Source organism: Streptomyces gilvus (assembly GCF_022513565.1).
Classification (GTDB): Bacteria; Actinomycetota; Actinomycetes; order Streptomycetales; family Streptomycetaceae; genus Streptomyces; species Streptomyces gilvus.
In genome coordinates this window covers 13,676-37,357 of sequence record NZ_JAKWBE010000021.1, presented here as the reverse complement: position 1 = coordinate 37,357, position 23,682 = coordinate 13,676, and the positions used below count along the sequence as shown (strand labels likewise).

The window sequence follows — 23,682 nt, the reverse complement described above, 5'->3', positions numbered from 1 at the left end:
TTCACAGTGGTCACGTTCGTCCTTTGGGCGTTCATCCGGGCAGGAAAGAATTGCGGGTGGCGTCCTCGGGGTCGAAGTCCGGGGGGAGCCCCTCGAACTTGGGTGGGCGCTTCTCGGTGAAGCTCTCCACGCCCTCCTTGAAGTCCGGGGAACCCGCGAAGTACTGCATCGCCGAGTAGCTGCGCGCCAGTGCGGTGTCGAAGTCCCGGTCGAGGTCGCCGTACACCTGTCGCCGGACCACGGCCATCGCGCGGGGGGAGCAGTTGCGGGCGATGTCGCGGGCGTAGGCACGGACGGCGTCCATGAGTTCCTCGGGCTCTACAACCCGGCTGACCAGCCCGAGGGCCTTGGCCTCGTCGGCGTCGAAGGTCCGTGCCGACAGCAGCAGGTCGAGGGCGTTCTCCAGGCCGATGATCCGGGGCAGCACGTAGGGCAGGTTGTACTCACCCGAAAGACCGCGCCGCGTGAACGCGGTGGAGAACCGGGCCCCGCGGGCCGCGAACCGCACGTCGCAGATCAGCGCCTGGATGAGCCCGATGCCCGCGCACGCGCCGTTGATGGCGGCGATCAACGGCTTGGGGATCAGCCGCCGGCTGTACATCGGGGGGCGGCCCTCGAAGTTGATGCTCTGCCCGGGCTGCGAGTCCTGCTCCAGTCGCTGCACGTCCATGCCGGGGCAGAACGCCCTGCCCGACCCGGTGACGATCACCACACGGACGTCCGGGTCGGCCGCCACTTCGTCCAACAGTCCGAAGAACCGCTTTTCCATGGCCAGGCTCCACGCGTTCTTGCGTTCCGGCCGGTTGAGCGTGAGGGTGGCGACTCCGTCCTCGTCCACGTCGCACAGCACCAGATCGGTGTCGGCTTGCTCAGACATCAGGCCCCCTTGTGGTGCGACTCGGGGATCGGTGTCAGCACACCGCTCCGCTGACCGGATACGCTGACCACGACCTGGCCGCGGGCGCACGCGGACCCGTCGGCTGTCCGGACCTCGACCTCACTGAAGTGAACGCGCCCTCCACGCCGCACGCAGCGGGCGTGGGCGACCACCTCGGGGGCCAGCGCCGGGGCCAGATACTGCACGGACAGGGACACCGTGCTGAGCCGGCTGCCCTTGGCGAAGTCGTGTCCGGCCATGACGGCACCGCCCCCGGCGGTGTCGATCAGGGCGGAGATAAGACCTCCGTGGAAGACACCATCGTGGGCGGTCAGACGTTCGGAGTACGGGAGCGCCATTTCGACCCCGTCGGGGTCCCAGCGCCGCACTCGCATGCCACAGTCCCAGTTGAACGCGACTCCGCGCTCCCAGTGCTCACGGAACCACGTGCGCAAATCGCGTTGCTCCTGCTCGCTGAGCGGGGCTGGTCTCGTCACGGTCATCCGTCCTCCTTCCGTGTTTCTGACGGGTAGGTCATCGCCGGCTCGACGACGACCAGGGAGACGAAGGACAGCCGTTCGCCGGGGACGCCGCCAAGGTGATGGGCAGGGGGCCGCATCACGACACCACCCGCTCGCTCGGGCGAGGTTCAGCCGCGCCGTTGCGGCTCGCGTGGGGCATCATCCGCTGCCCGTCCACCGTTGGCCCTCCAGCGGCACCGGCCCGGCGGGCGTGCGGCACTCATCGACCGCTGCCGACGCGATGCGGACACGCGAGGCGATCACGTCCGGCGCGCCCATGCCTGACTCTGCGTCGCACCAGACGTCATCGTCCCACACCCATGCAGGGTTGCCGACCGAGCCAGGGCACTTGTCGGGGTCATGAGATATAGATAACTCATTTAGAAAAATGATGCAAGATAAACCCCTTCCTTCACCTCCTCGCCACGCAGGCTCCGCCAAGGGCGGCCGAGCCGCCCGGACCGGAGGCGCTCCACCTCGACTAGCCCTCGATACAGTAAGATAATTAAGCATTTAGTTGACGCTGGACTCGACCATGAACAAGAGGAGACGTGTCGTGGGGCTATTGGACGGCAAGGTAGCCATCGTCACTGGAGGCGGCCGCGGTTTGGGCCGGGCGCACTGCCTGGCGCTCGCCGAAGCGGGTGCCGCCGTCGTCGTGAACGATCTCGGTGCCGGTCTGCACGGTGAGCAGGCCGGGGAGTCCCCGGCGGACGAAGTGGTCGCCGAGATCACCAAGCTCGGCGGACGCGCCGTCGCCAACGGCAGTTCGGTGGCGGACTGGCAGGCGACCGAGGCTCTGGTCACCGACACGGTCGCCGAATTCGGCCGGCTGGACATCGTGGTCAACAACGCGGGCATCCTGCGCGACCGCATGATCTTCTCGATGTCCGAGGCCGAGTTCGACGCCGTGATCGCTGTGCACCTGAAGGGCACTTTCGGACTCACCCGTCATGCCTGTGCCTACTGGCGCGAGGCTTCCAAGCGCGGTGAGCAGGTCGCCGGCCGCATCATCAACACCACCTCGGGAACAGGCCTGTTCGGCCAGGTCGGGCAGTCCAACTACGGCGCGGCCAAGGCCGGCATCGCCAACCTGACCACGATCGCCGCCATGGAGATGCGCCGCTACGGCGTCACCGTCAACGCCATCTCCCCCATCGCGGCCACCCGTATGACGGCCGACATGCTGCAGGGCGGCACGTCCAGCGAGAACGGCTTCGACCCGTTGGACCCCGCCAACGCCTCGGGCGTGGTCGTCTACCTCGCCTCCGACGAGGCCGGCTGGTTGACCGGGCAGGTCCTCAGGGTGGACGGCAACACGGTCAACCGGATGCAGACCTGGTCCATCACCAGCACCCATCGCGCCAGGACGGGCGGAGCGGTGACGGCCGAGGAACTGGTCGAGGGCCTGCCGCAACTGTACGGCGCCGCGCCGGCCGGTCGCCCCTCCGGGCGGCTCTGAGTCGTTCCGCGAGATGAGCGACGGCTAGGTCTTCGGTTTGGGGAGTGGGTGATACGGCACCGACCGCCGCACCCGTTCCCCGAGCCGGCCAGACCGATCTGTCATCTCACTTGGCGGCGCCGACTCGGCTCCGATGTGAAAGCGGACCACGTCATGGCGTTGTGCGTGCCTTCCGCGACCATCTGCCTCACCTGCGACGCCGCCGTCGGCAAGGCAGGTGCCGCTCGATCACGATCGACCTCAAGCAGCCGGGGGCCTCGCCGTTCTCCTGAGCCTCGTCGAGCGGGCCGATGCCCTCGTCGAGGGTTTCCGGCCCGGGGTGGCAGAGCGGCCGGGCTTTGATCCGGACGAATGCCTGGCAGCACAACGTCGTGCTGGTGGACGGTCGGATGACCGGATCGGGTCAGACCGGGCCGATGGCACCGATGGCCGGTCACGACCTCAACGGTCAGGGAGTGACAGGTTCCCTGACGCTCTTTCAGCGCCCGGGATCACCTCCGGTCGTGCCCCCTGGCGCAACGCCGCCGGCGCAACCCACCCCCGCGCGTTCGAGGTGAGTCAGCCGACGCCGCCTCCGCGGTTCCAGCGCACACCCGGCCGAATCAGCGGCCCTCCCCCCGTTGCCGGGCGGGCACTCGCGGGCGGTCCTGATCGACTGGGGGATCCCCGCACCGGAGCAGGCCGGCTCATCACCGCCGGCGCGGTCCAGGAGTCCTGAGCCGAGGGCGGGGTTCCGCGGACCGCGCGACTCGGACCGCTCGGCTCGCCGGACCCCGCACGCCGGCCGGTCCTTGGCAACGCGCACGTCCCCGCATCGCGAGCCAGCCTCCTTCGAGTGCGACAGGCCCGGTTCAGAGGCGTTCGATGATCGTCCCCGTGCCCATGCCGCCCCCGACGCACATCGTGACCAGGCCGTAGCGGCCCTGCGTCCGCTCCAGCTCGTTGAGGGTCTTGGTCAGCAGCACACCGCCGGTCGCTCCGAGGGGGTGCCCGAGCGCGATGGCGCCTCCGTTTACGTTGACCTTGGAGAGGTCGGCCTTGAGCTCCTGCTGCCAGGCGAGCACGACCGAGGCGAACGCCTCGTTGATCTCCACGACGTCGATGTCGTCCAGGGTGAGGCCGGTGCGCTCCAGGATCCCCCGGGTCGCCGGGATCGGCCCGGTCAGCAGCATCACCGGGTCGCTTCCCGTCATGAAGGAGTCGACGATCCTGGCCCGCGGCGTCAGCCCGAGCTGTGCGGCACGTTCCTCCGTCATGAGGAGCAGAGCCGAAGCACCGTCCGCGATCTGCGACGACGTCCCCGCCGTGTGCAGCGCGCCGGGGCGGTCCTGCTGGTTCACCCGCAGCCCCGCGAGGCCTTCCGGCGTCGTCGGGCGGGGCCCCTCGTCGGTGTCGATGATCCTGGAACCGACGATCGTCCCGTCCTCGTCGGCGACGGGTGCCTCCACGGGCACGATCTGGCTCGTGAACCGGCCCTCGGCGATCGCCGTGGCGGCCCGCGCCTGTGAGAGGACCGCGAACTCCTCGAGCTGCTCGCGGGAGATGCCCCAGGCCTCGGCGATGCGATCGGCCGCCTCGAACTGCGAGGTGATCTCGTAGCGCTCCTCATAGCGCCGCGTCCTGCCCGGCCCCAGCTCGGGCAGGGCACTCGAGCCCATGGGGACCTGACTCATCGTTTCCACTCCGCCGGTGACGGCCACCTCGGCCACACCACCCGCGACCAGACCGTACGCCAGGGTGAACGCCTGCTGGGACGAGCCGCACTGCGCGTGCACCGTCGAGCCGGCGGTCCGCTCGGCGAGCCCCGCCGTGAGCCAGGCGGTACGCGTCACGTTGCCCGACTGCGGCCCGACCTGACTCACACATCCGCCGGTCACCTGGTCGACGACACCGGAGTCGATGCCCGCGCGCGTGACCAGACCGGCGAGGACGTCGGCGAAGAGATCGGAAGCCAGATGCTTGGAGAGACCACCCCTCCGCTTGCCGACGGCAGAGCGCACGGCCTCCACGATGACGACGTTCGACATGTGCTCCTCCAGACCAGAACCCACACAGAATTGTTTAACTATATCAGCTATATCATTTACACTGTCCCCATGCATGCAGACGGAAAACTGAAGGCCGGATCACTGCAGGAGACGGCAGAGACGGCCGCCGATCACGAGAAGCGGGGCTACGCGGGCCTGTGGTCCTCGGAGTCCGCGCACGACCCCTTCCTCCCACTGGCCGCCGCGGCCCAGTCCACCCAGGATCTGGAACTGGGAACCGCGATCGCGGTCGCGTTCGCGCGATCACCGATGACCCTCGCGTACACGGCGTGGGATTTGCAGCGCTACACCGAGGGCCGCTTCACTCTGGGCCTCGGCAGCCAGGTCAAGCCGCACATCGAGCGCCGCTTCTCGATGCCGTGGAGCAAGCCCGCCGCCCGCATGCGGGAGATGGTGAGCGCCATCCACTCCATCTGGGACAGTTGGCAGAACGGCACCAAGCTGTCCTTCGAGGGCGACTTCTACCGGCACACCCTCATGACACCCTTCTTCTCCCCGGGACCGCTGGCAACCCCGGCTCCCAAGATCGTCATCGCCGCCGTCGGCGAGGCCATGTGCCAGGTGGCCGGCGAGGTCTGCGACGGAATCCTCCTGCACGGCTTCACCACTGAGCGTTACATGCGCGAGGTCACGCTGCCTACCGTGCGCCGGGGGCAGGAGAAGACCGGCCGGTCCATGGACGACTTCGACGTGATCGGCCTGCCGTTGATCGCCACCGGAACGACCGAGGAGTCGCTGGCCTCCGCCGTCCGCGGGGTCCGGGAGCAGATCGCCTTCTACGGCAGCACCCCGGCCTACCGCGGCGTCCTCGAACTGCACGGATGGGGCGAACTGGGCGACGAGTTGCACACCCTGTCGCTCAGCAGGGACCTGGACAAGTGGACCAAGATGGGAGACGCCATCGACGACGAGGTGCTCAACACCTTCGCGGTCGTCGGGGCCCCGGAAGAGATCGCGCCGGTTCTCCTCGAGCGCTTCGGTGACCTGGTCGACCGTGTCCAGTTCTACGCCCCCTACACGCACGAGACCGATCTGTGGACGCCTGTCATCGCCGGGCTCCAGGAGAGCTCCGAATAGGCGGGTGCCCGTGGGCACAACGGGTCAGGTTTTCTCCCGCCCGGATCCTGACCCGCCCGGGTCGAACTCCCGGGCACGGGCACGCTGTTCGTTCTTCACGACCTTCATGCCGGCGTTGCGGGGCAGCACCTCGACGAGCATCACATGGCGCGGGGCCCTGAAGCCCGCGATGCGCCCGGCGGCCCAGGTCCTGAACTCCTCCACGTCCAGGTCGGCGTTAGGCCGCGGAACCACGAAGGCGGCTGTGGCCTCGCTGAGCCGCTCGTCCGGAACGCCGACCACGGCGATGGACTCCACATCCGGATGCTCGCCCAGGATGTGCTCGACCTCCGCCGGATAGACGTTGAACCCACCGACGATGACGACGTCCTTGAGCCGGTCGACGATCCGGATGAAACCGTGACCGTCCATCACCGAGACATCCCCTGTGCGCAGCGATCCCTCCGCCGTGATCGCCTCCGCCGTCGCCTCGGGCTCTTCCCAGTACCCCGACATCACGTTGAAGCCCCGGCACCGCAGTTCGCCCGCGGTGCCGCGCGGTAGGTCCCGTCCCGCCGAATCGACGACCCGGACCTCGATCTCCCAGGCCGCCCGGCCGACGGTGGTGGTGATGTCCTCGAGGTCGTCATGCCGGGGCATGGCCGAGGTGACCAGGGAGGTGGCCTCGGTCAGGTCGTAGCAGCTGTGCACGGTCTCCGGGCGGAGAACGTCGCGGATCCGGCGGACCAGCTCCGAAGCGGGTGTTGAGCGGGACGAGGATCCCCTCGGCCCCCTGGATGGCCAGCGCGGCCAGGATCCATCGCGTGGAGTTCGGCGCCCAGACCGCGACCCGGTCCCCTGGCCCGATGCCGTGCGCGATCGCCGCCCGGACGGCGTCGTCCATGGCCTCTTCCAACTGACCGAAGGTCAGCCGCAGGTCCCCCTCGACGATCGCTTCCCGGTTCCCGGTGGCGGTCGGCCGCCACCCGCACGGCGTTCGGGATGCTGACGCGTTGGTCGTCATGACGGATCCGGAACTCGTGGGGAACGTAGTCCCATGTGCCCTCCCGGCTGGGCGGGACCTGAGTCACGATGTCGTCCACCTTCTGCAACGAGGAGAGGGTCAGGAAATGATAGATCTTAATTATCTATCTAATACCAGGCTGATTCGCCTCGCTGGTTCGCCGGGACGTCAGCCGACGTGACTGTTGCGTCGTGGTGGTGACCGCCCCATCACCTGCGCACGCGAAGCCGTGTACGCCTGGGCGACTGACACGCGTCCTCACGGCGCGCCGACGGCGGCTGAAACAGGCGCTCGGCGTCGTGAGGGCGGAAGGACGGTTGACGACGGAGCATGCTCAACCCAGTAGGTCCAGCACCGTGGTCATCGACTGATTCTGCAGGAGATACATTCCCGCGGCCTGCAGATGGGACAGCCACAACTCTTCCGCCGCCTTGACCTCCTGGGCCGCCACCAGCTCCACCAGTCGCACATGCGCCCGAAAGCCGGCCCGGTTCGCGTCGACGTTCGCGGGACTGCCCGCATCGAGGTCCACATGCGACCAGTTCGCCTGGTCGATGATGTGCCGGACCATGCCGTTGAGCACTCTCATAGTCTCGTTGCCTGACAGGTCAACGACCAGCGCGTGGAACTGCATGTGCGCGCGGATGAACGCCGGCGGATCATCGATCAGCATCTCGGCTTCGCGCACAGCGGCGCGCAGCTTGTCGACGTCCGCCACGGTGGCTCCCTGCGCGAGGAGCCCCGCGCAGGGAGCCTCGATCAGGTTGCGTGCCTGGTAGAGGTCCTGGAGCGTGGTGCCGCGGTACTCCAGCACCAGCCCGGCGTATCGGGCCGCCGCCTCACCCCTCGGCACCTGAACTCGTGCGCCGCCTCGAGCGCCGCGCCGGATACTGATCAGCGCTTCCGACTCCAGTACGCGGAATGCCTCGCGCAAGGTGGGCCGTGAGACCGAGAACTCCTCCATCAGAACGGTCTCCGCCGGCAGGGCCTGCCCGCCGGTCAGCTCGCCGCGCACGATCTTGCGGCGCAGTTGGGCCGCGACCAGTTCAGCCATCTTGGGAACGTGGACGCGTCGGCCCAGCGTTCGCGGTCCTGTCCTCGACTCGGCACCCTCGGTCACACTCCGCCACCTCCCCGCTCGCGCCGGACGAGCGAGACCAGCCTACTGTCAGCACTCACACAGATAGGTTAGCAGAATTTGATAAGTTAGCTGTTTTTCTCAGCTACCACCCTCGCCGCCCGTTCAACTCGGCAGGCAGGTGTCGGATCCCTGAAGTGACATGACGCACACCATTCACGGTGAGTTGACAGGTGGTCACACAGTCCATGAGTCTCTTGCATGCGACGTCGCGCATCACGGCAACAGCCGCTTCCGCGCCTGCACGCTCCGACCAGGGCCGCCGAGGTCTTGACGGTCCGCCCAGCCGGTCGTCCTCCCCTTGGTTCGACAGGCACCCGACGCATCATCCTCTGCTTCGAGCAGTGGCTGATTCCCCCGCCCCATGTTGCGTGAGGTGCGATGCCCGGACGGGTGCCGGTACCGAGGGGCTTGGCGTGTCGTCGTCCTTCCGTCGTCGGTCAGACCCCGCACCGGCGACGGAACGCTACGCCGTTCACGCTTCCATAACTGCCCGGAGGTTCTGTGCACCCTCATCTTCCCCCGACCTTCCCCGGCCTTCCGCCAACGCCGCGCCACACACGCGATGCCGCACAGGTGCAGCATGTGGACAGCTTCCGCAAAAGGTTGCACAGCGCGCAACGCGCCTTCCTCGTCGCCAACGCGGTTCCCTACTCGGTCGGCATACTCCTGTCCTCCTTCACCGACATTCCCGGTGTGCGGATTTCCGGGCATGTCACGCTGGGCATGGTGTGGGTCGTCGCGCAATGCGTAGTCTTTGTGGGCACGGCCTGGGTCTGCGAGATACGAAGCGCGCGGTCGTCCGATCCGACCGAAGAGCCCCTGGCCGCCACTGAAGTGTCAGGCGCTGCCCCCGTCGGGGGTCTCAGGTGGTGGACCAGATGACGGTGGACATCCTGAGCTCGGCCGTATTGGACCCGGTTGGTCCGGACGCGAGACGGCCCGTGATCATCGCCTTCATGATCATCATCGGTCTATCGCTGCTGTGGCTCTTCACGCTCGCTGCGGTGGAGGAGAACACACCGGAGAAGCTATACCTGGCGAACCGTTCCCTCTCCCCCCTGTTCAACGGCTTCGCGATGGCGGGCGAGCAGATCTCGGTCGTCGCCCTGTTTACGCTCTCCGGGGGCATCGCCCTGTTCGGTTACGACGGGGTCATCTACGCCATGGACTGCCTGTTCGGGCTCGCCGTGCTGCTGCTCCTCGCTCAGAAGATGCACAACAGTGGCTGTTACACCCTCGGTGACCTCTTCAGCATGCGCGCTTCCGGGACGGCGCCCCGGATCGCCGCGACCATGGTGACGCTGGCCGTCTCCATGCCCCTCCTCATCGTGCAGCTCAGAGCCGCCGGCATCAGCGCGGCCGTCCTGATCGGCAGGCCGACCGACGGTGTCGAGGTCCTGTGCACGGTTCTCATCGGTTGCCTCATCGCTTGCTTCGCCGCGGTGGCGGGTCTTCGGGGCAACAGTTTCCTGCACGTCGTCAAGGTGCCGATCACCGTCGTGACGCTTGCCGCGGTCTCACTGCTGGCGGTCCGCAGATTCGACTGGGATCCCGGGTCGCTGCTGTCGGCCGCGGTGGAAAAGAGCGTGAAACCGGACGGCTATCTGAAGCCGGGTCTCTGGCCGCGAGTGCCGCATCTCGGGGCAGTCGACCTGGTCGGCGCTCATGTGGTCGCCGTCCTCGGTCTCGCCCTGGTGCCTCACATGATCCTGCGGATCAGCGCGTCCCAAAGCGGACAGGCGGCACGACGTTCCCTGAGCATCGCCTCGGGACTCATCGCCCTCTTCGTCCTCCTCCTGATCACCGCGGGCTTCGCGGCGGCTGCGGTGCTGGGTGGCGCCAACATCCTCGCGGTCGATGCCTCCGGAGAGGCGGCCCAGATCCAACTGGCGTCGAGCGTCCTCAGTGACGGATCGCAGGGACGCGTAGCAATCATTGTCGTCGTGGCGTGTGTGGTCTTTCTCGCCGTGCTCTCGACCGTGACAAGTGCGACCTTCGCGGCCGCCGTCTCGTGCGCCCACGATGTGTTCGCATCAGGCAAGGACCGTACCGAGCCCGAGGAGATGCGGGCACTGCGGGTGGCCGCCGTCGTGATGGGTGTGGTGGGCCTGTCGGCCGCTGCTGCTCTCCACCGGTATCCGACGCAGTTCCTGGCCTCGTTGTCGTTGAACGTCGCAGCGTCCTGCATCTTTCCCGTGTTGATCTACTCGTTCTTCTGGCGTCGGTTCAATCGCCGAGGACTTCTGTTGTCCGTCCACGGTGGGCTTTCGCTGTGCGCCATCTTGACGATCCTGTCGCCCACAGTCTCGGGGACCCGCATGGCACTGTTTCCAGACGCGCACTTCAACTGGTATCCGTTCGTGTCCCCGGGGCTGGTCGCGTTGCCTGCGACGTTCTTCCTCGGATGGCTCGGCAGCGTCACCTCCCGCGATGACCACGAACTCGATTTCCGGCTCGTCGAGTACCGACTTCTGACGGGAAAGGAGCCTGGACGCGAGTCCGCCCGTACCTAGCCTCGATCATTCATATGGGTCCGTCAGCTTGCTGACCGACCCTTTGTGGTGAGTGTTGGTGGAGGTTTTCGAGGTCTGGGCGGGCCGGGGGACCTCATCAGGATCACGCAAAGACCATGGAGCCACCCGATCATTTCCGCTGGCGTGGCCGCGCTCCGTCGAACGCGACGTCCTACTTCGCCGCAGCGGAGCCCGACGCGCCCGGGGTCCCATCCCGCTTGAGCACAACCACCCTCTACTCGAGGCCCGGCTTGTGACACGCCCCCGTCTTGCGGCAGCGCAGCTGCACCGATAGCCTGAGAAAGGAAACACTTTCCTTTCCTATGAGGCAGCGATGAGAGAACCTGCGGCGACTGCCGTCGGTCGGCCACCGAGCCGTGAGCGCGAGGAGGCGCTCCTCGACGCGGCGCTTGAGGTCTTGTCCCAGGTTGGCTACGACAAGCTCACCGTCGGCAGTGTGTGCGAGGCGGCCGGAGCCAGCACGAAGACCGCCTACCGGCGGTGGGCCAACAAGGATGAACTCATGGCGGCGGCCCTGCGGCGAGCGGTTGAGCGAGAGCTGGCGGCATCCCACACCCTGGCAAGCACGGGAACGCTCCGCGGAGACCTGATCGCCAATCTGCAGAATCAAGCAGCGTCCGAGAAAGCGTCGCCCAATCTCGTGGTGGGACTGATCGTCGCGTCCCGGATCGCGGGCGACCTTGGTGCGTTCGCGCGAGAGCTCATCCGGCGGCACGAGACCACTTACTGCTCAACGCTCCTCACCGCTGCGGCTGAACGAGGAGAGATCGGGCCCGACATCGACGCAGAGTACGTTGCCGATGTGGCGCGATCGTTTTACCTGCATGAGGTTCTGGTGCGTGGCGTCCGCCCTGATCGGGCCCGGATCGCCCGATTCGTCGACCGCGTACTTCTGCCCCTCTGCCATGACCAATAGACCTGAGATCCGATGAGAGACTTCTCATCTGTTTGGGTCGCAGCCGGATATGACCAAAAGGATCGGCCGCGACCTGCCTGGGCTATGACTCGAGTGGCCGTCCCGTAATCCACCTCTGAGGGACGGTCCTCGTCACGAACGAGAAGTCAACGCCGGCGACATGAGCACCCTGGCGCTACGGGTGTGTTGATCACCCACCCCGAGCTGCGCCGCACTGTCCATCAGATGGTGCTGCTGCCCCCTTGGCGGCGCTCCTCTGCGGACTGACACCGGTGTCGGTGGCCTTAAGCGGCGTGTGGGTGCGCACTCTGTCTTGCGACCACTGCCGCCGCAGCCAGAAGGCGCCACTCGGCTGCCCGAACCCCTCATCCCGAACAGAAGGATTCGTCATGCTGCAGTCTCTCCCTGCCGTCGACGTCGCCGGTCGGCGTCGGCTTCGGCCCGTGCATCTCTGGGCCGGCCTCGGCGCGGCCTTCGTCGCCACCCAGGCTGCCGTCTACATCCGATGGGTCACCTCGTCGGATTTCAAGGCCACACCCACCGGCCCTGACCACATCTCCTCGACCGGGCTGGCGATGGTGCGGGGATTCGAGGTCGTCAGCACCGTGATGGCGGTGGTCGGACTGATCTGGTTCATCCGCGGGATCTACAAGACCCGCCGGATCGACGCACCCCGGCTTCTCATGCTCGGCTGGTTGTCCTCCTACTGGCTGGACCCCTGGCTGAACTTCCTCACCCCCATGTTCACCTACAACTCCTACGCGGTGAACCGCGGCAGCTGGGCCGGATTCATCCCCGGCTACCACAGTACGAACGGCAACCGCATCGCCGAGCCTCTGCTGATCAATCCGGCCAACTACTTCGTCACCTTCACCGTGGTCACCTTCGTCGCCCTGTGGGCGATACGCACAGTGAAGCGGCGTCGGCCCGGGGCCCCGTTGTGGCTTGTGGTGATCGCGGGCTTCGCCAGCGTGTGGTGCACCATGAGCCTCCTGGACGTGGCCGGCGCCCTGATCGAGCACATGGACGCCTGGCCCGGCGCCATCCAGGGTTTCTCCCTGCACGGCGGCCACTACGACCAGTTCCCGATCATCGAGTTCGTCTTCTTCCCCACCCCGTTCGTCATCGCCGGCTATCTGCTCCACCGTCGCGACGAAAACGGCCTGACGCCCGTCGAACGCGGCAGCGAACAGATCACGGGCCCCCGCTGGAAGGCCACCGCCGCGCGAATCCTGGCCGTCGTCGCCCTGTGCAACGTCCTCAACCTCGCCTACACCACCGGCATCGGCACACTCACCCACTTCACCACCGATCACTGGCCCACGGACATGCCCAGCTATCTCACCAACGGCCAGTGCGGCGGCATCACCGACATCACCTGCCCCACACCGTGACCCCTCCTGGCACCACCACCCCAACGGCCCGACAACGCGCCGAGACACATGCCACCACACCGATACCCCGCGGGTGCTGCGGAGAGGACTCAAGGGGACATGGGGCTCGGCGTCGCCGGCACCGGCCGATGGACCGGATGACGCCTCCGCGCTGGAGATACTCGCCCCTGTCGAGGGCGAGCAGCGCACAACGCTCGTAGCAGACCCCGGAACGCTTAACCAGCGTCACGGCACTTGCTCCCTGCCGACGCGAGGATGGTTCATGGCTGAGCGGATTGCCATCCCCTGCCCATCCCGGTCGTTATCGACGAAGGAGTGCCGCCGTCGCGCGGGGTGTCATCGCGCAACTGGACGCCAAGGGCCTGGTCACCGTGGACGGATCCGACGTGCGCGTCACGGACGCCGGACGTGACTTCTACTCACGGGTGAGCGCCGAGACCGGGGAGATCAGCGCCCGGATCTGGGGCGGCATCCCGGCGGAGGACCTCGCGGCGGCCGGTCGCGTCCTGGCGACCGTCACCGAGCGGGCCGACGCGGAGCTCGCCGCGCTGTCCGCCTGACCCCCGAGCCCGGCCCGGTTCGCGCGGAGCCGGGCCGGGCCGGTGGTTCTAGCCCGCCGAGGCGCGGGCGCGCCGGTGGGCGATCTCGCCGTGGAGCACGTCCGTGACGACGAAGGCCGCCAGGGGGATGCCGAGGAGCGGGACGAAGTAGCCGAGTACGGCGATCACGGCCACGCACGGGACGAGGATCTGCGGGGGCACCTGCTGCCAGGCGCCGCGTGGGATCGGCCGGCCGAAGGAGGAACCCCGGCCGCGCTGCCACCACATGCGGTAGCCCCAGACGATCAGCAGGACCAGGGCGAGTGCCAGGGCCATCAGGGCGATCTGGTTGACCAGCCCGAACAGGATCCCGGTGTGCAGGTCGATGCCCCAGCGGGTCAGTTTCGCGAGCAGCGGGTAGTCGGCGAACCGCAGCACGTCGGTGACCTCGCCGGTGGCCGGGTCGACCGCCACGGAGTCCTGCTTCTCGGGCCAGCTGCGCTGGATCTGCCGGACCACGTACGCGGATTTCGCATCAGCGGGCGGCACGATCTCCACCGGATCGGTCAGGCCCTCGGCGCGGGCCGCGGACAGGACCTTGTCGAGACCGACCCCGTGCTCGCCCCCGCCCGCGGAGGCGGCGGCGCCATGGCCCGCGTGGTCACCGCCCGCCGTCGTCGAGACGGACGGCGTGGCCTGGCCGAGCGAGGTGCGCAGTTCGTCGATGTTGGCGCCGGCGTACGTCGACCAGGTCAGTCCGGTCGCCGACAGGAAGAGGAAGCCGGCGGCGGTCCAGACGCCGACGGTGCCGTGCAGACCGAGCGTGCGGCGTCGGCCGCTCGTGCCGCGGACCTTGCGCAGGGCCCGGCGGCGGGAGAACCACAGCGCCAGGCCGCCGGCCGCGATCACCCACAGCCAGCTGGCGGCGAACTCGCTGTAGAGACGGCCGGTGTCGCCGAGGTGCAGGTCCCGGTGGAACTCGTCGATCCAGGTCCGCAGCGGCAAGGCGCCGGTGGAGCCGTACTGTTCGAGGGCTCCGCGCACCTTCGCGGTGTACGGGTCGACGAAGACGGCGAGGGTGTGGTCGGGGTCCACGCCCTTCACGCCGGACAGCAGCACCCGGGTGGTGGCGTCCGCCTCCGGGGAGGGCCGTACCGCCGAGACCGTGCCCTCGGGATGGGCCTTGCGGGCGGCGCTCACCTGCTCGGAGATGGGCAGCTTGGTGTCACCGACCTCGGCGACGGTCAACTCGTGGGCGTACACGAGCTTCTCGGCCTGGAAGGCGCCGGCGTACAGGAACCCGGTGACGGCGGCGACGAGCAGGAAGGGGGCGACGAGCACTCCGGCGTAGAAGTGCAGTCGCAGGACGAGGGGCCGCAGGGAGGCCCACGGGCCGGGGGTGGCGGCGGGGGCCGGTTCGGCTTTCGGGGCCTCGTCCTTGGTCGGCGAGGGAGCGGTGGACATCGGCGGGCTACTCCGGGGGACGGGACGGTGTGGTGCTGCTGGCGGTCCAGTAGTCGGGGAAGGCGGACGCCGAGTTCCCGGAGCTCCAAGTGGCGTACGTCACACAGCGATACGGGCGTCGCGGACCGCTCATGGCATGCTGGCCGCATGGCAACTCCCCGTAACCACCCGTCACTTGCCGAGCAGGTCGAGGAACTCCTCGCCGCCGACGGCCCGCTGCCCATCGTCACGGCCGGTGACCCCGTACTGCGGCGCGGCACCGAGCGCTTCGACGGACAGCTCGACTCCGCCCTGCTGGCCCGGTTCGTCGAGGCCCTGCGCGTCACCATGCACGCGGCACCGGGCGTGGGTCTGGCCGCGCCGCAGGTCGGCGTGGCCCTGCGGATCGCCGTGATCGAGGACCCGGCGCCGGTGCCGGAGGAGGTGCGCCTGGCGCGGGGACGGGTGCCGCAGCCGTTCCGGGTTCTGGTCAATCCGGCGTACGAGCCCCTCGGCGCCGAGCGCGCCGCGTTCTTCGAGGGCTGTCTGAGCGTGCCGGGCTGGCAGGCCGTGGTGGCCCGGGCCGCCGAGGTACGGCTGACGGGCGAGGACGAGCACGGGCGGCCGGTGGACGAGGTGTTCAGCGGCTGGCCCGCGCGGATCGTGCAGCACGAGACGGACCACCTGGACGGCACGCTCTACCTCGACCGGGCGGAGCTGCGGTCGCTGTCCTCGAACGAGGCGATGGCCCAGCGGTGGACGCGGCCCACACCGCACGAGGCCGCCGAGGCGCTGGGCTTCGAACTGCCGTGAGCCGTAAGGCCGGTGGACGCGGCCCACACCGCACGAGGCCGCCGAGGCGCTGGGCTTCCAACTGCCGTGAGCCGTAAGGCGTCCGGGCGCGACGCCGGGCCCCGTCGACGAGGGCCGGCACGGCGTCACGCCCGGTGCGGGGGGCGTCAGTTGTCCCGGTACGCCTCCAGCAGCCGCAGCCACACCTCGCTGATCGTCGGGAACGACGGAACGGCGTGCCACAGCCGGCTGATCGGTACCTGCCCCGCGACCGCGACCGTCGCCGAGTGGATGAGCTCACCGACGCCGGGGCCGACGAAGGTGACGCCGCGCAGGATCTCCTCGTTCAGATCGACGACCATGCGGGCCCGGCCCCGGTAGCCGTCGGCGTACAGACCCGCGCCGGCCGCGGAGGACATCTCGACGTCCACGGCACGCACCCGATGGCCGGCCTGCTCCGCCTCGGCGAGGGACAGACCGACGGCCGCCGCCTCCGGGTCGGTGAAGACGACCTGGGGAACCGCGTGGTGGTCGGCGGTGGCCGCGTGCGCGCCCCAGGGGTCCGACTCCAGGATCGGCACGCCGGAGGCGCGGGCGGCGATGGCGGCACCGGCGATGCGCGCCTGGTACTTGCCCTGGTGGGTGAGGAGCGCGCGATGGTTGACGTCGCCGACCGCGTAGAGCCAGTCGCTGCCGGACACCAGCATGCTGTCGTCGACCGGCAGCCAGCCGCCGGGCTCCAGGCCGACCGTCTCCAGGCCGAGGTCGGCGGTGCGCGGCCTGCGGCCGGTGGCGAAGAGGATCTCGTCGGCCTCGACGCGGTCCCCCTGGTCGGTCACGACGACGACCGTGCCGTTCTCCCGCGCGACCGACTCCACCGACGTACCGGTGCGCACCTCCGCGCCGGCCTCCGCCAGCGACTCGGCGACCAGCTCCCCGGCGAAGGGCTCCATCCGGGGCAGCAGGCCCTTGCCGCGCACCAGGAGGGTGACCTTCGAACCGAGCGCCTGATAGGCGGTGGCCATCTCGGTGGCCACCACTCCCCCGCCGACCACCACGAGACGGCCCGGGACCTCCTGCGCGCTGGTGGCGTTCCTGCTGGTCCACGGCTTCACCTCGGCCAGCCCGGGCAGATCGGGCAGCACGGCGTCGGTGCCGGTGCAGACGGCGACGGCGTACCGGGCGGTGAGCACGCGCTCCGTGCCGTCCGAGCCGGTGACGGTGACCGTCCGGGGGCCGGTCAGCCGGCCCGTGCCGCGGTAGAGGTCGGCGCCGATGCCGTCCAGCCAGGTCGCCGCGCCGTCGTCGTGCCAGTCGGAGGTGTAGTAGTTGCGGTGCGCGAGGACCGCGGCCGCGTCGAGGGGGCCCTGCACCGACTGGCGCAGACCGGGCACGCGTCGGGCGTCGGCGCGGGCGATGGCGGGGCGCAGCAGGGCCTTGCTGGGGATGCACGCCCAGTACGAGCACTCACCGCCGACCAGTTCGCTCTCCACGACCGCGGTGGACAGGCCGGCCGCGCGGGTGCGGTCGGCCACGTTCTCCCCCACGGGCCCGGCCCCGAGCACCACGACGTCGTACGCGTTGGTTTCCGTTTCCGTCATGGGGTCAGTCTGGTGGGTGGTGTGCGCCGAGGCCACACGGGTAGGGGCGCGGAATACGTGATGGGCCGGCCGTGTTGTGCCGTCGGCTTCGCCCCGACAGCAGGAAGAGGGAATTCAGCTCATGAGCAGCACCGTGGAGCTCACCAAGGAGAACTTCGACCAGACGGTCACGGAGAACGAGTTCGTCCTCATCGACTTCTGGGCGTCCTGGTGCGGGCCGTGCCGTCAGTTCGCGCCGGTGTACGAGAAGGCGGCCGAGGACAACCCGGACCTGGTGTTCTGCAAGATCGACACGGAGGCGCAGCCGGAGCTGGCCGCGGCCTTCGGCATCCAGTCGATCCCCACGCTGATGATCGTGCGTGACCAGGTCGCCGTGTACGCGCAGCCGGGCGCCCTGCCCGAGGCCGCGCTGGCGGACGTCATCGGGCAGGCGCGCAAGCTGGACATGGACGAGGTCCGCAAGGCCGTCGCCGCACAGCAGGCGCAGGCCGAGCAGAACGGTCAGTGACGGCCGGGCCTAGAAGGGGTACGGCGCCACGTCGCCGCGTACGGTCGTCCAGCGCACGTCCGTGAACGCCTCCAGGTTGGCCTCGCCGCCGAAGCGGGCGCCGGTGCCGGAGGCGGCCACGCCGCCGAAGGGGGCCACTGCCTCGTCGTTGACCGTCTGGTCGTTGATGTGGACGATGCCGGTCGGGATGCGTTCGGCGAGGTCGAGGCCGCGGGCGGTGTCCCGCGTGACGATGCCGAGCGAGAGGCCGTACTCGCCGGCCGAGGCGAGGGCCGCCGCCTCGTCGACGGTGCTGAAGGGCCGTACCGGGGCGACCGGGCCGAAGACCTCCTCGGCGTAGGCGGGGCTCTGGTCGTCCACTCCCGCGATGACGGTCGGCCGGTAGAAGAGCCGGTCGTGTGTGCCGCCCGCGGCCACCTTGGCGCCGCGTGCCGTGCTGGCCTCGACGAGTCCGTGCACCTTGGTGAGCTGGGCGTCGTCGATGATGGGGCCGAGATGGACCTGCTCGCGGTGCGGGTCGCCGACGGCCAGCGAGTCGGCCTTGGCCGCGAGGCGCTGGACGTACTCCTCGTACAGCGAGCGGTGGACGAGGTGGCGGCCGGTCGTCATGCAGATCTGGCCCTGGTGGAAGAAGGAGCCCCAGGCGGCCGTGGAGATCACGGCGTCGAGGTCGGCGTCCTCCAGGACGACCATGGCGGAGTTGCCGCCGAGTTCCAGGTGGACGCGCTTGAGGTGGCGGCCGCCCGCCTCGCCGACGGCGCGTCCGGCGGCGGTGGAGCCGGTGAAGGAGATGACGGGGACGCGCGGGTCGGCGACCAGGGCCTGGCCGACGTCCGGGCCGCCCGGCAGGACGTGGAAGAGGTTCTCCGGCAGGCCCGCCTCCGCGAGGACCGCGGCGAGGGAGAGGCCGCCGCAGACGGCGGTGCGCGGGTCCGGCTTGAGGACGACCGCGTTGCCGAGCGCCAGGGCCGGGGCGACGGAGCGGATGGACAGGATCAGCGGCGCGTTGAACGGGGAGATCACGCCGACGACGCCGACCGGGACGCGCCGGGTGTAGGACAGGCGGGGCGCCTCGGTGGGCAGGACCTGGCCGGCGGGGCGGGAGGCGAGGGCGGCGGCCTCGTAGCATTCCTGGGCGGCGACGTGCAGTTCGAACTCGGCCTTGCCGGGGATGGAGCCGGACTCGCGGACGAGCCACTCGCGCAGCTCTTCGGCGTGCGCGGTGAACAGGTCGCCGGCCTTGCGCAGGACGGCGGCGCGGACGAAGTGCGGGGCACGGGCCCATTCCCTCTGGGCGGCGCGCGCCGCTTCGGCGGCCGTACCCACGTCCGCGGCGGAGGCGAGGGTGACGGTGGCGAGCGTGTCCCCCGTGGCGGGCTCCGTGACGGCGTACTCGGGCCCCGACAGGGGGTGGGACTGCCAGGTCTTCGGGTCGAGCAACGGCATGACGGCTCTCCGTTTCGTCACCGGCGGGACTCAGGTCATGAGCGGAAGTCCCGTGTAGTTCGCGGCCAGTTCGGCCGCCGCGTGGCGGGATGCGGTGATGCGGCGCAGCCGGGTGAGCTGCATCCGGTTCTCGAAGGCATCCCCATCTGGTTGAGCGTGCAACATCTTAGTCATCTCGTACGAGAAACGGGTGGCCTGCCACACACGCTCCAGGCACGTGTCGGAATACGTGTCGAGCAGGCGCTCGGATCCGGTGCGGTGCAGTTCGGCGAAGGCGCGGGCGAGGACGCGGACGTCGGAGACGGCGAGGTTGAGGCCCTTGGCGCCGGTGGGCGGGACGATGTGGGCGGCGTCGCCGGCCAGCAGCAGCCGGCCGTGGCGCATCGGCTCGTGCACGAAACTGCGCATCGGGGTCACGGACTTGGCGGTGACGGGGCCGCGGTCGAGGGTCCAGTCGCCGTCGATGGCGAAACGGGCGGCGAGTTCGTCCCAGATCCGTTCGTCCGGCCAGTCCTCGGGGTCGCTGTCGTTGGGAACCTGCAGGTAGAGGCGGGAGACATGAGGGGAGCGCATGCTGTGCAGGGCGAAGCCGCCCTGGCCGCGGGCGTAGATCAGCTCCTCGCAGGAGGGCGCGACGTCGGCGAGGATGCCGAGCCAGGAGTAGGGGTAGCCGCGCTCGTAGGTGCGGCACACGGCGGCGGGGAAGGTGTCGCGGGAGATGCCGTGGAAGCCGTCGGCGCCGACCACCCAGTCGCAGCTCAGCGTCTGCTCGCGGCCCTCGTGCAGAAACCGTACGACGGGTGAGGCGCTCTCGGGTTTCTCGATCGCCAGCGCCTCGGCCTCGAACAACAGCGGTGGTCCGTCGGCCAGTTGGAGGGCGACGAGGTCCTTCACGATCTCGGTCTGGGCGTAGATGGTCACCGTGCGGCCGCCGGTGAGGGTGGGGAAGTCGATGTGGTGGCGTTCCCGGTCGAAGCGCAGCTCGATGCCCTGGTGCACCAGGCCCTCGGCGTTCAGCCGCTCGGCGGCTCCGGCCTCGCGCAGGGCGTCGACCGTGCCCTGCTCCAGCATTCCGGCGCGCTGGCGGTGCTCGACGTACGCGCGTGTCCTGGCCTCCAGGACCACGCAGTCGATCCCGGCGCGGTGCAGGAACCGGGCGAGGAGGAGCCCGGCGGGGCCGCCGCCGATGATGCCGACCGTTGTGCGCATGGGCGCCTCCCCTGGGTTCAGCTGGAGTCGCGGTGGACCACCGTGGCTCCGAGCACCTTGTGCGTCTCGGGCGCGGCGGCGGGGTCGCGCACCGCGCGGTCGACGAGTTCGGCGAGGTCGCGGCCGGACGGCAGCTCGATGTGGATGGTGCTCAGTCGGGGCCTGAGCAGCCGGCCGAGCATGAGGTCGTCGGCACCGATCACCGCCGTATCCTCCGGAATGCGCACGCCTTCGTCCTGCAGGGCCCGCATCAACAGCATCGCGTACTCGTCGTTGTAAGCGAACACGCCGTCCAGGTCGAGTTCGCGCCAGCGGGCGGCGAGGCGCGCGGCGGACTTCTCGTCGTAGGCGAGGGACAGTTCGGTGACGGTGGCGTCGGTGCCGTCCAGCGCGCGGCGCACCCCTTCGAGGCGGGGCCGGGAGAAGAACTCCAGGCCGCCGTCCTCGGGTACGACGACACCGATGCGGCGCCGGCCCCGGTCGAAGAGGTGGCCGCCGGCGCAGTGGCCCACGGTCTCGTGGTCCATGAGCAGGGCGTGGGCGCCCTCGACGGCCTCCGGGCCGAGGGTCACGACGGCGCGGGCGCCGGAGCGCTTGAGCACCGCCACCCCCTGCGGACCGAGGCCCACGCCGGGCACCAGGACGGCGACGGGGCGCAGCTCCGCCCAGGCACGGGCGGCCTCGTCGCCGTGCAGGCCGACGGTTCCGTACTGGACGACGGTGTAGTCGAGGCGGCCGAGCGCCCACTGCAGTTCGTTGATGAACTGGCTGTAGAGCGGCCCGACCGGGATGGCCGGCGCCGGCATCAGGACCATGCGGCTGTGTCCGGCACGCAGGCTGCGGGCGGCGGCGTGCGGTACGTAGCCGAGTTCCCTGGCGGCCTCCTGGACACGGCGCCGGGTCGGTTCGCTGATGCGTACGGCGCTGGTGTTGTTCAGGACGTAGGAGACGGTCGCGCGCGACACACCGGCCAGGCGGGCCACATCGGCGCTCGTGGGCACGGAGCGCGGTGCGGGCGGCGCGGGCTCGGGCGTTTTCGGTATCTGCACCATGACGTACCGCATCTTCGCAGAAGCGGGGGCGGCTGCCTCGGTGGGGGCGGGACGGAAGCCTGTGTGCGGTGACGAACACGTTTGTCACGAACTTGTTCGGAGCGAGCTGCTGGGCACCGTCGGGCCAGGCCCCGCCGGGGGCGACTGGCGCGAGCAGCTGGAGCGGGTGCTCACCGCGTACACCGCGATGCTCTTCGAGCACCCGACCCTGGCCCGCTCCGCGCTCACCGCCCGGCCGAGCGGACCGCACTACCTGAACCTGATCGAGACCCTGCCGGCCCTGCTCGACGAGGGCGGGGTGCCGCCGGCGCAGGCCGCCTGGGGCGTGGATCTGCTGCTGCAGCACGCCACCGCCACGGCCGCCGAGCACGTCGAGGAGGTGTCCGAGGAGGACTGGGACGCTCTGCGCCGCACCCTGACCGGCATGTCCGACCGCACCCACCCGCGCATCGCCGCACTCGGCGGCGCACTGCTCGCCGGAGCCCCCAAGGAGCGCCTGTCCTGGGCGTTCCGGGCGCTGATCGCGGGCATCGAGCGCACCGCCGCACCCGACCGACCCCGAGGAGACACGGCATGACCACCCACCACCCCGTCGCGATCGTCGGCGCCGGTCTCGGCGGTCTCGCCCTGGCCCGTACCGCGCGGGACTGAGCCGGGCTCAGCGCGGCGGCTCCGTGCCGGTCACCCGGGCGACCAGGTCCACCCAGCCGGTCTCCAGCCGCTCCAGCGGCATACCGCACTGCCGGGTGCGGTGATGGGTCAGCGCGGGGTCGAGATAGCTCATCAGCGTCTGCGCGAGCAGCTCGCAGTCGGCGTCGGGCACGACCTGCCGCAGCAGGACGGTGACATGCATGGTCATCGCCCGCATCCCGGGGTGGCCGAAGCGCCGGGTCGGCTCCGACTGGGCCGCCAGCTGCAGGTCCAGCTGCTCGGCCGAGCGGTACAGCACCGCCACACCGAACGCCCGCAGCCGCTCCAGGGGCGGCGCCCCGGGGCCCAGCGGCGGCGGGCCGCCGAGGAAGTCGGCCTGCAGGGTGCGCGAGGAGTGGTCGAGCAGGGCCATCAGCAGCCCGGTCCGGTCGCCGAAGCGGCGGAAGACGGTCCCCTTGCCCACGTCGGCCGCGGCGGCCACCGCCTCCATCGTCACCCCGGCCACACCGTGCTCGGCGATCAGCCGGGCCGCGGCCTCCAGCAGCCGGGCCCGGTTGCGTGCGGCGTCAGCGCGCAGGCAGGGGTGCTCCTCGGCGGTGCCGAGCTGCAGCAACTCGGGCTCGCCGACGGGCTCCTGCGGCGTCGGGAAGGGCGGTAGGGAGGCGGACATGAAGACAGCGTAAAGCATCGGGAAGAAAACTGGACCGCGGTCCGGTTATGGTGCTAGAAAGTAAAACGGACCCCGGTCCGGATCGTAACGGCAATGTTTCAGCATCTTGGAGTTCGCATGTCTGTTCGCATCCTCGCGCTCGTCGGCAGCCTTCGCGCCGGTTCGACCAACCGCCAGCTCGCCGAGGCGGCCGTCAAGCTCGCGCCCGAGGGCGCGGACGTCGAGATCTTCGAGGGCCTGGCCGAGATCCCGTTCTACAACGAGGACATCGACGTCGAGGGCAGCGTCCCGGCCGCCGCCGCCCGTCTGCGCGCCGCCGCGCAGGCCGCCGACGCGTTCCTGCTCTTCTCCCCCGAGTACAACGGCACGATCCCGGCCGTCCTGAAGAACGCCATCGACTGGCTGTCCCGCCCCTACGGCGCGGGCGCCTTCGGCGGCAAGCCGGTCGCCGTCGTCGGCACCGCGTTCGGCCAGTACGGCGGCGTGTGGGCGCAGGACGAGGCCCGCAAGGCCGTGGGCATCGCCGGCGGCAAGGTCATCGAGGACCTCAAGCTGTCCATCCCCGGCTCGCTGACCCGCTTCGCCGAGACCCACCCGGCCGACGACGCCGAGGTCGCCGCCCAGCTGACCGAGGTCGTCGCCCGTCTGCACGGCCACGCGGGCGAGGCCGTCGCCGCCTGACCGAGGACCAGAACCGAAGGGCCGTGGCCGCGGGGCCGCGGTCCTTCCGCGTGCCAGGCCGCCGGGGCACAGCCGCGATCCCTCCGCAGGCCAGGCCGCGAGGCCGTGGCCGCGAGG

At 69.7% G+C, this 23,682-nt stretch carries 23 protein-coding genes; 11 read left to right on the top strand and 12 right to left on the bottom strand.

What is annotated here, in order from left to right; genetic code table 11:
- Positions 1–31: 31 nt before the first annotated feature.
- On the bottom strand, positions 32–877 hold the full coding sequence (locus tag MKW14_RS27780) for an enoyl-CoA hydratase-related protein (RefSeq protein ID WP_240866712.1): 846 nt from the start codon (positions 875–877) through the stop codon (positions 32–34).
- Positions 877–1,374 carry a PaaI family thioesterase gene (locus MKW14_RS27775; protein ID WP_240866711.1) on the bottom strand — a complete coding sequence of 166 codons (498 nt, stop codon included), beginning with the start codon at positions 1,372–1,374 and terminating at the stop codon, positions 877–879. Before MKW14_RS27775 ends, MKW14_RS27780 begins: the two co-directional genes overlap by 1 nt.
- A 580-nt stretch (positions 1,375–1,954) precedes the next feature.
- On the opposite strand from MKW14_RS27775, the gene MKW14_RS27770 reads away from it, so the two are divergent.
- Entirely contained in the window at positions 1,955–2,860 is a 906-nt protein-coding gene (locus MKW14_RS27770) for an SDR family NAD(P)-dependent oxidoreductase (protein ID WP_240866709.1), read from the top strand.
- A gap of 217 nt (positions 2,861–3,077) precedes the next feature.
- Positions 3,078–3,578 carry a CoA transferase gene (locus MKW14_RS41605; protein ID WP_374116603.1) on the top strand — a complete coding sequence of 167 codons (501 nt, stop codon included), beginning with the start codon at positions 3,078–3,080 and terminating at the stop codon, positions 3,576–3,578.
- A 133-nt stretch (positions 3,579–3,711) separates the two neighbouring features.
- On the opposite strand, the gene MKW14_RS27760 is transcribed toward MKW14_RS41605, so the two are convergent.
- Entirely contained in the window at positions 3,712–4,887 is a 1,176-nt protein-coding gene (locus MKW14_RS27760) for an acetyl-CoA C-acyltransferase (RefSeq protein WP_240866707.1), read from the bottom strand.
- Positions 4,888–4,956: 69 nt separating this feature from the next.
- Between MKW14_RS27760 and MKW14_RS27755 the strand changes: the two genes are divergently transcribed.
- Complete coding sequence (locus tag MKW14_RS27755) at positions 4,957–5,985, top strand: TIGR03617 family F420-dependent LLM class oxidoreductase (protein WP_240866705.1); 1,029 nt, start codon at positions 4,957–4,959, stop codon at positions 5,983–5,985.
- Positions 5,986–6,009: 24 nt separating this feature from the next.
- On the opposite strand, the gene MKW14_RS27750 is transcribed toward MKW14_RS27755, so the two are convergent.
- The 3 genes from MKW14_RS27750 to MKW14_RS27740 all read right to left on the bottom strand — a co-directional run bounded on the left by MKW14_RS27750 (position 6,010) and on the right by MKW14_RS27740 (position 8,042).
- A complete protein-coding gene (locus MKW14_RS27750; protein ID WP_240866703.1) occupies positions 6,010–6,675 on the bottom strand; it encodes an AMP-binding enzyme in 666 nt (221 codons plus the stop codon).
- Positions 6,611–6,988: an AMP-binding protein gene (locus MKW14_RS27745; RefSeq protein ID WP_240866701.1), complete on the bottom strand. Its 378-nt coding sequence runs from the start codon at positions 6,986–6,988 to the stop codon at positions 6,611–6,613. Before MKW14_RS27745 ends, MKW14_RS27750 begins: the two co-directional genes overlap by 65 nt.
- A gap of 334 nt (positions 6,989–7,322) precedes the next feature.
- Complete coding sequence (locus MKW14_RS27740; RefSeq protein ID WP_240866698.1) at positions 7,323–8,042, bottom strand: FadR/GntR family transcriptional regulator; 720 nt, start codon at positions 8,040–8,042, stop codon at positions 7,323–7,325.
- A gap of 965 nt (positions 8,043–9,007) precedes the next feature.
- Between MKW14_RS27740 and MKW14_RS27735 the strand changes: the two genes are divergently transcribed.
- The 4 genes from MKW14_RS27735 (at position 9,008) to MKW14_RS27720 (ending at position 13,533) form a co-directional block, all read left to right on the top strand.
- Complete coding sequence (locus MKW14_RS27735; RefSeq protein ID WP_240866695.1) at positions 9,008–10,642, top strand: sodium:solute symporter family transporter; 1,635 nt, start codon at positions 9,008–9,010, stop codon at positions 10,640–10,642.
- Positions 10,643–10,976: 334 nt separating this feature from the next.
- Positions 10,977–11,579 carry a TetR/AcrR family transcriptional regulator gene (locus MKW14_RS27730; RefSeq protein ID WP_240866693.1) on the top strand — a complete coding sequence of 201 codons (603 nt, stop codon included), beginning with the start codon at positions 10,977–10,979 and terminating at the stop codon, positions 11,577–11,579.
- 389 nt (positions 11,580–11,968) lie between these two features.
- Positions 11,969–12,973 carry a spirocyclase AveC family protein gene (locus tag MKW14_RS27725; protein ID WP_240866691.1) on the top strand — a complete coding sequence of 335 codons (1,005 nt, stop codon included), beginning with the start codon at positions 11,969–11,971 and terminating at the stop codon, positions 12,971–12,973.
- Positions 12,974–13,344: 371 nt separating this feature from the next.
- A complete protein-coding gene (locus MKW14_RS27720) occupies positions 13,345–13,533 on the top strand; it encodes a winged helix DNA-binding protein (protein ID WP_308314638.1) in 189 nt (62 codons plus the stop codon).
- A gap of 48 nt (positions 13,534–13,581) precedes the next feature.
- Here the strand turns inward: MKW14_RS27720 and MKW14_RS27715 are convergent, their stop codons facing one another.
- Complete coding sequence (locus MKW14_RS27715) at positions 13,582–14,976, bottom strand: PepSY-associated TM helix domain-containing protein (RefSeq protein WP_240866689.1); 1,395 nt, start codon at positions 14,974–14,976, stop codon at positions 13,582–13,584.
- 147 nt (positions 14,977–15,123) lie between these two features.
- Between MKW14_RS27715 and MKW14_RS27710 the strand changes: the two genes are divergently transcribed.
- A complete protein-coding gene (locus tag MKW14_RS27710) occupies positions 15,124–15,768 on the top strand; it encodes a peptide deformylase (protein ID WP_240866687.1) in 645 nt (214 codons plus the stop codon).
- A 146-nt stretch (positions 15,769–15,914) separates the two neighbouring features.
- Here MKW14_RS27710 and MKW14_RS27705 read toward each other — a convergent pair whose 3' ends face one another.
- Complete coding sequence (locus MKW14_RS27705; protein ID WP_240866686.1) at positions 15,915–17,348, bottom strand: dihydrolipoyl dehydrogenase family protein; 1,434 nt, start codon at positions 17,346–17,348, stop codon at positions 15,915–15,917.
- A 121-nt stretch (positions 17,349–17,469) separates the two neighbouring features.
- Here MKW14_RS27705 and trxA point away from each other — a divergent pair, with 121 nt between their 5' ends.
- Positions 17,470–17,856 carry a thioredoxin gene (trxA, locus tag MKW14_RS27700; RefSeq protein WP_240866684.1) on the top strand — a complete coding sequence of 129 codons (387 nt, stop codon included), beginning with the start codon at positions 17,470–17,472 and terminating at the stop codon, positions 17,854–17,856.
- A gap of 9 nt (positions 17,857–17,865) precedes the next feature.
- On the opposite strand, the gene MKW14_RS27695 is transcribed toward trxA, so the two are convergent.
- The 3 genes from MKW14_RS27695 to MKW14_RS27685 are packed head-to-tail and all read right to left on the bottom strand — an operon-like array spanning position 17,866 to position 21,575.
- Positions 17,866–19,302 (bottom strand): benzaldehyde dehydrogenase, encoded by a 1,437-nt coding sequence (locus MKW14_RS27695; protein WP_240866678.1) that lies wholly within the window; start codon positions 19,300–19,302, stop codon positions 17,866–17,868.
- A 30-nt stretch (positions 19,303–19,332) separates the two neighbouring features.
- On the bottom strand, positions 19,333–20,511 hold the full coding sequence (locus MKW14_RS27690) for a 4-hydroxybenzoate 3-monooxygenase (RefSeq protein WP_240866676.1): 1,179 nt from the start codon (positions 20,509–20,511) through the stop codon (positions 19,333–19,335).
- Between the two features lie 17 nt (positions 20,512–20,528).
- Positions 20,529–21,575 carry a LacI family DNA-binding transcriptional regulator gene (locus MKW14_RS27685; protein ID WP_240866674.1) on the bottom strand — a complete coding sequence of 349 codons (1,047 nt, stop codon included), beginning with the start codon at positions 21,573–21,575 and terminating at the stop codon, positions 20,529–20,531.
- Here MKW14_RS27685 and MKW14_RS27680 point away from each other — a divergent pair.
- Complete coding sequence (locus tag MKW14_RS27680) at positions 21,562–22,140, top strand: TetR/AcrR family transcriptional regulator C-terminal domain-containing protein (RefSeq protein ID WP_240866671.1); 579 nt, start codon at positions 21,562–21,564, stop codon at positions 22,138–22,140. The genes MKW14_RS27685 and MKW14_RS27680 overlap by 14 nt on opposite strands.
- Positions 22,141–22,221: 81 nt before the next feature.
- Here the strand turns inward: MKW14_RS27680 and MKW14_RS27675 are convergent, their stop codons facing one another.
- The gene (locus MKW14_RS27675; RefSeq protein ID WP_240866669.1) at positions 22,222–22,902 is read right to left on the bottom strand and encodes a TetR/AcrR family transcriptional regulator; all 681 of its coding nucleotides are present in this window, start codon (positions 22,900–22,902) and stop codon (positions 22,222–22,224) included.
- Between the two features lie 99 nt (positions 22,903–23,001).
- Here MKW14_RS27675 and MKW14_RS27670 point away from each other — a divergent pair, with 99 nt between their 5' ends.
- Complete coding sequence (locus MKW14_RS27670; protein WP_240866667.1) at positions 23,002–23,565, top strand: NAD(P)H-dependent oxidoreductase; 564 nt, start codon at positions 23,002–23,004, stop codon at positions 23,563–23,565.
- The last annotated feature ends 117 nt before the right edge of the window (positions 23,566–23,682 follow it).

Excerpts from the sequence above, each read along its gene's own strand:
- MKW14_RS27780 (WP_240866712.1), bottom strand. The coding sequence starts at position 877 with ATGTCTGAGCAAGCCGACACCGATCTGGTGCTGTGCGACGTGGACGAG.
- MKW14_RS27760 (WP_240866707.1), bottom strand. The coding sequence starts at position 4,887 with ATGTCGAACGTCGTCATCGTGGAGGCCGTGCGCTCTGCCGTCGGCAAG.
- MKW14_RS27755 (WP_240866705.1), top strand. The coding sequence starts at position 4,957 with ATGCATGCAGACGGAAAACTGAAGGCCGGATCACTGCAGGAGACGGCA.
- MKW14_RS27745 (WP_240866701.1), bottom strand. The coding sequence starts at position 6,988 with ATGACGACCAACGCGTCAGCATCCCGAACGCCGTGCGGGTGGCGGCCG.
- MKW14_RS27740 (WP_240866698.1), bottom strand. The coding sequence starts at position 8,042 with ATGGCTGAACTGGTCGCGGCCCAACTGCGCCGCAAGATCGTGCGCGGC.
- MKW14_RS27735 (WP_240866695.1), top strand. The coding sequence starts at position 9,008 with ATGACGGTGGACATCCTGAGCTCGGCCGTATTGGACCCGGTTGGTCCG.
- MKW14_RS27730 (WP_240866693.1), top strand. The coding sequence starts at position 10,977 with ATGAGAGAACCTGCGGCGACTGCCGTCGGTCGGCCACCGAGCCGTGAG.
- MKW14_RS27725 (WP_240866691.1), top strand. The coding sequence starts at position 11,969 with ATGCTGCAGTCTCTCCCTGCCGTCGACGTCGCCGGTCGGCGTCGGCTT.
- MKW14_RS27715 (WP_240866689.1), bottom strand. The coding sequence starts at position 14,976 with ATGTCCACCGCTCCCTCGCCGACCAAGGACGAGGCCCCGAAAGCCGAA.
- MKW14_RS27710 (WP_240866687.1), top strand. The coding sequence starts at position 15,124 with ATGGCAACTCCCCGTAACCACCCGTCACTTGCCGAGCAGGTCGAGGAA.
- MKW14_RS27705 (WP_240866686.1), bottom strand. The coding sequence starts at position 17,348 with ATGACGGAAACGGAAACCAACGCGTACGACGTCGTGGTGCTCGGGGCC.
- trxA (WP_240866684.1), top strand. The coding sequence starts at position 17,470 with ATGAGCAGCACCGTGGAGCTCACCAAGGAGAACTTCGACCAGACGGTC.
- MKW14_RS27695 (WP_240866678.1), bottom strand. The coding sequence starts at position 19,302 with ATGCCGTTGCTCGACCCGAAGACCTGGCAGTCCCACCCCCTGTCGGGG.
- MKW14_RS27690 (WP_240866676.1), bottom strand. The coding sequence starts at position 20,511 with ATGCGCACAACGGTCGGCATCATCGGCGGCGGCCCCGCCGGGCTCCTC.
- MKW14_RS27680 (WP_240866671.1), top strand. The coding sequence starts at position 21,562 with ATGACGTACCGCATCTTCGCAGAAGCGGGGGCGGCTGCCTCGGTGGGG.
- MKW14_RS27685 (WP_240866674.1), bottom strand. The coding sequence starts at position 21,575 with ATGCGGTACGTCATGGTGCAGATACCGAAAACGCCCGAGCCCGCGCCG.
- MKW14_RS27675 (WP_240866669.1), bottom strand. The coding sequence starts at position 22,902 with ATGCTTTACGCTGTCTTCATGTCCGCCTCCCTACCGCCCTTCCCGACG.
- MKW14_RS27670 (WP_240866667.1), top strand. The coding sequence starts at position 23,002 with ATGTCTGTTCGCATCCTCGCGCTCGTCGGCAGCCTTCGCGCCGGTTCG.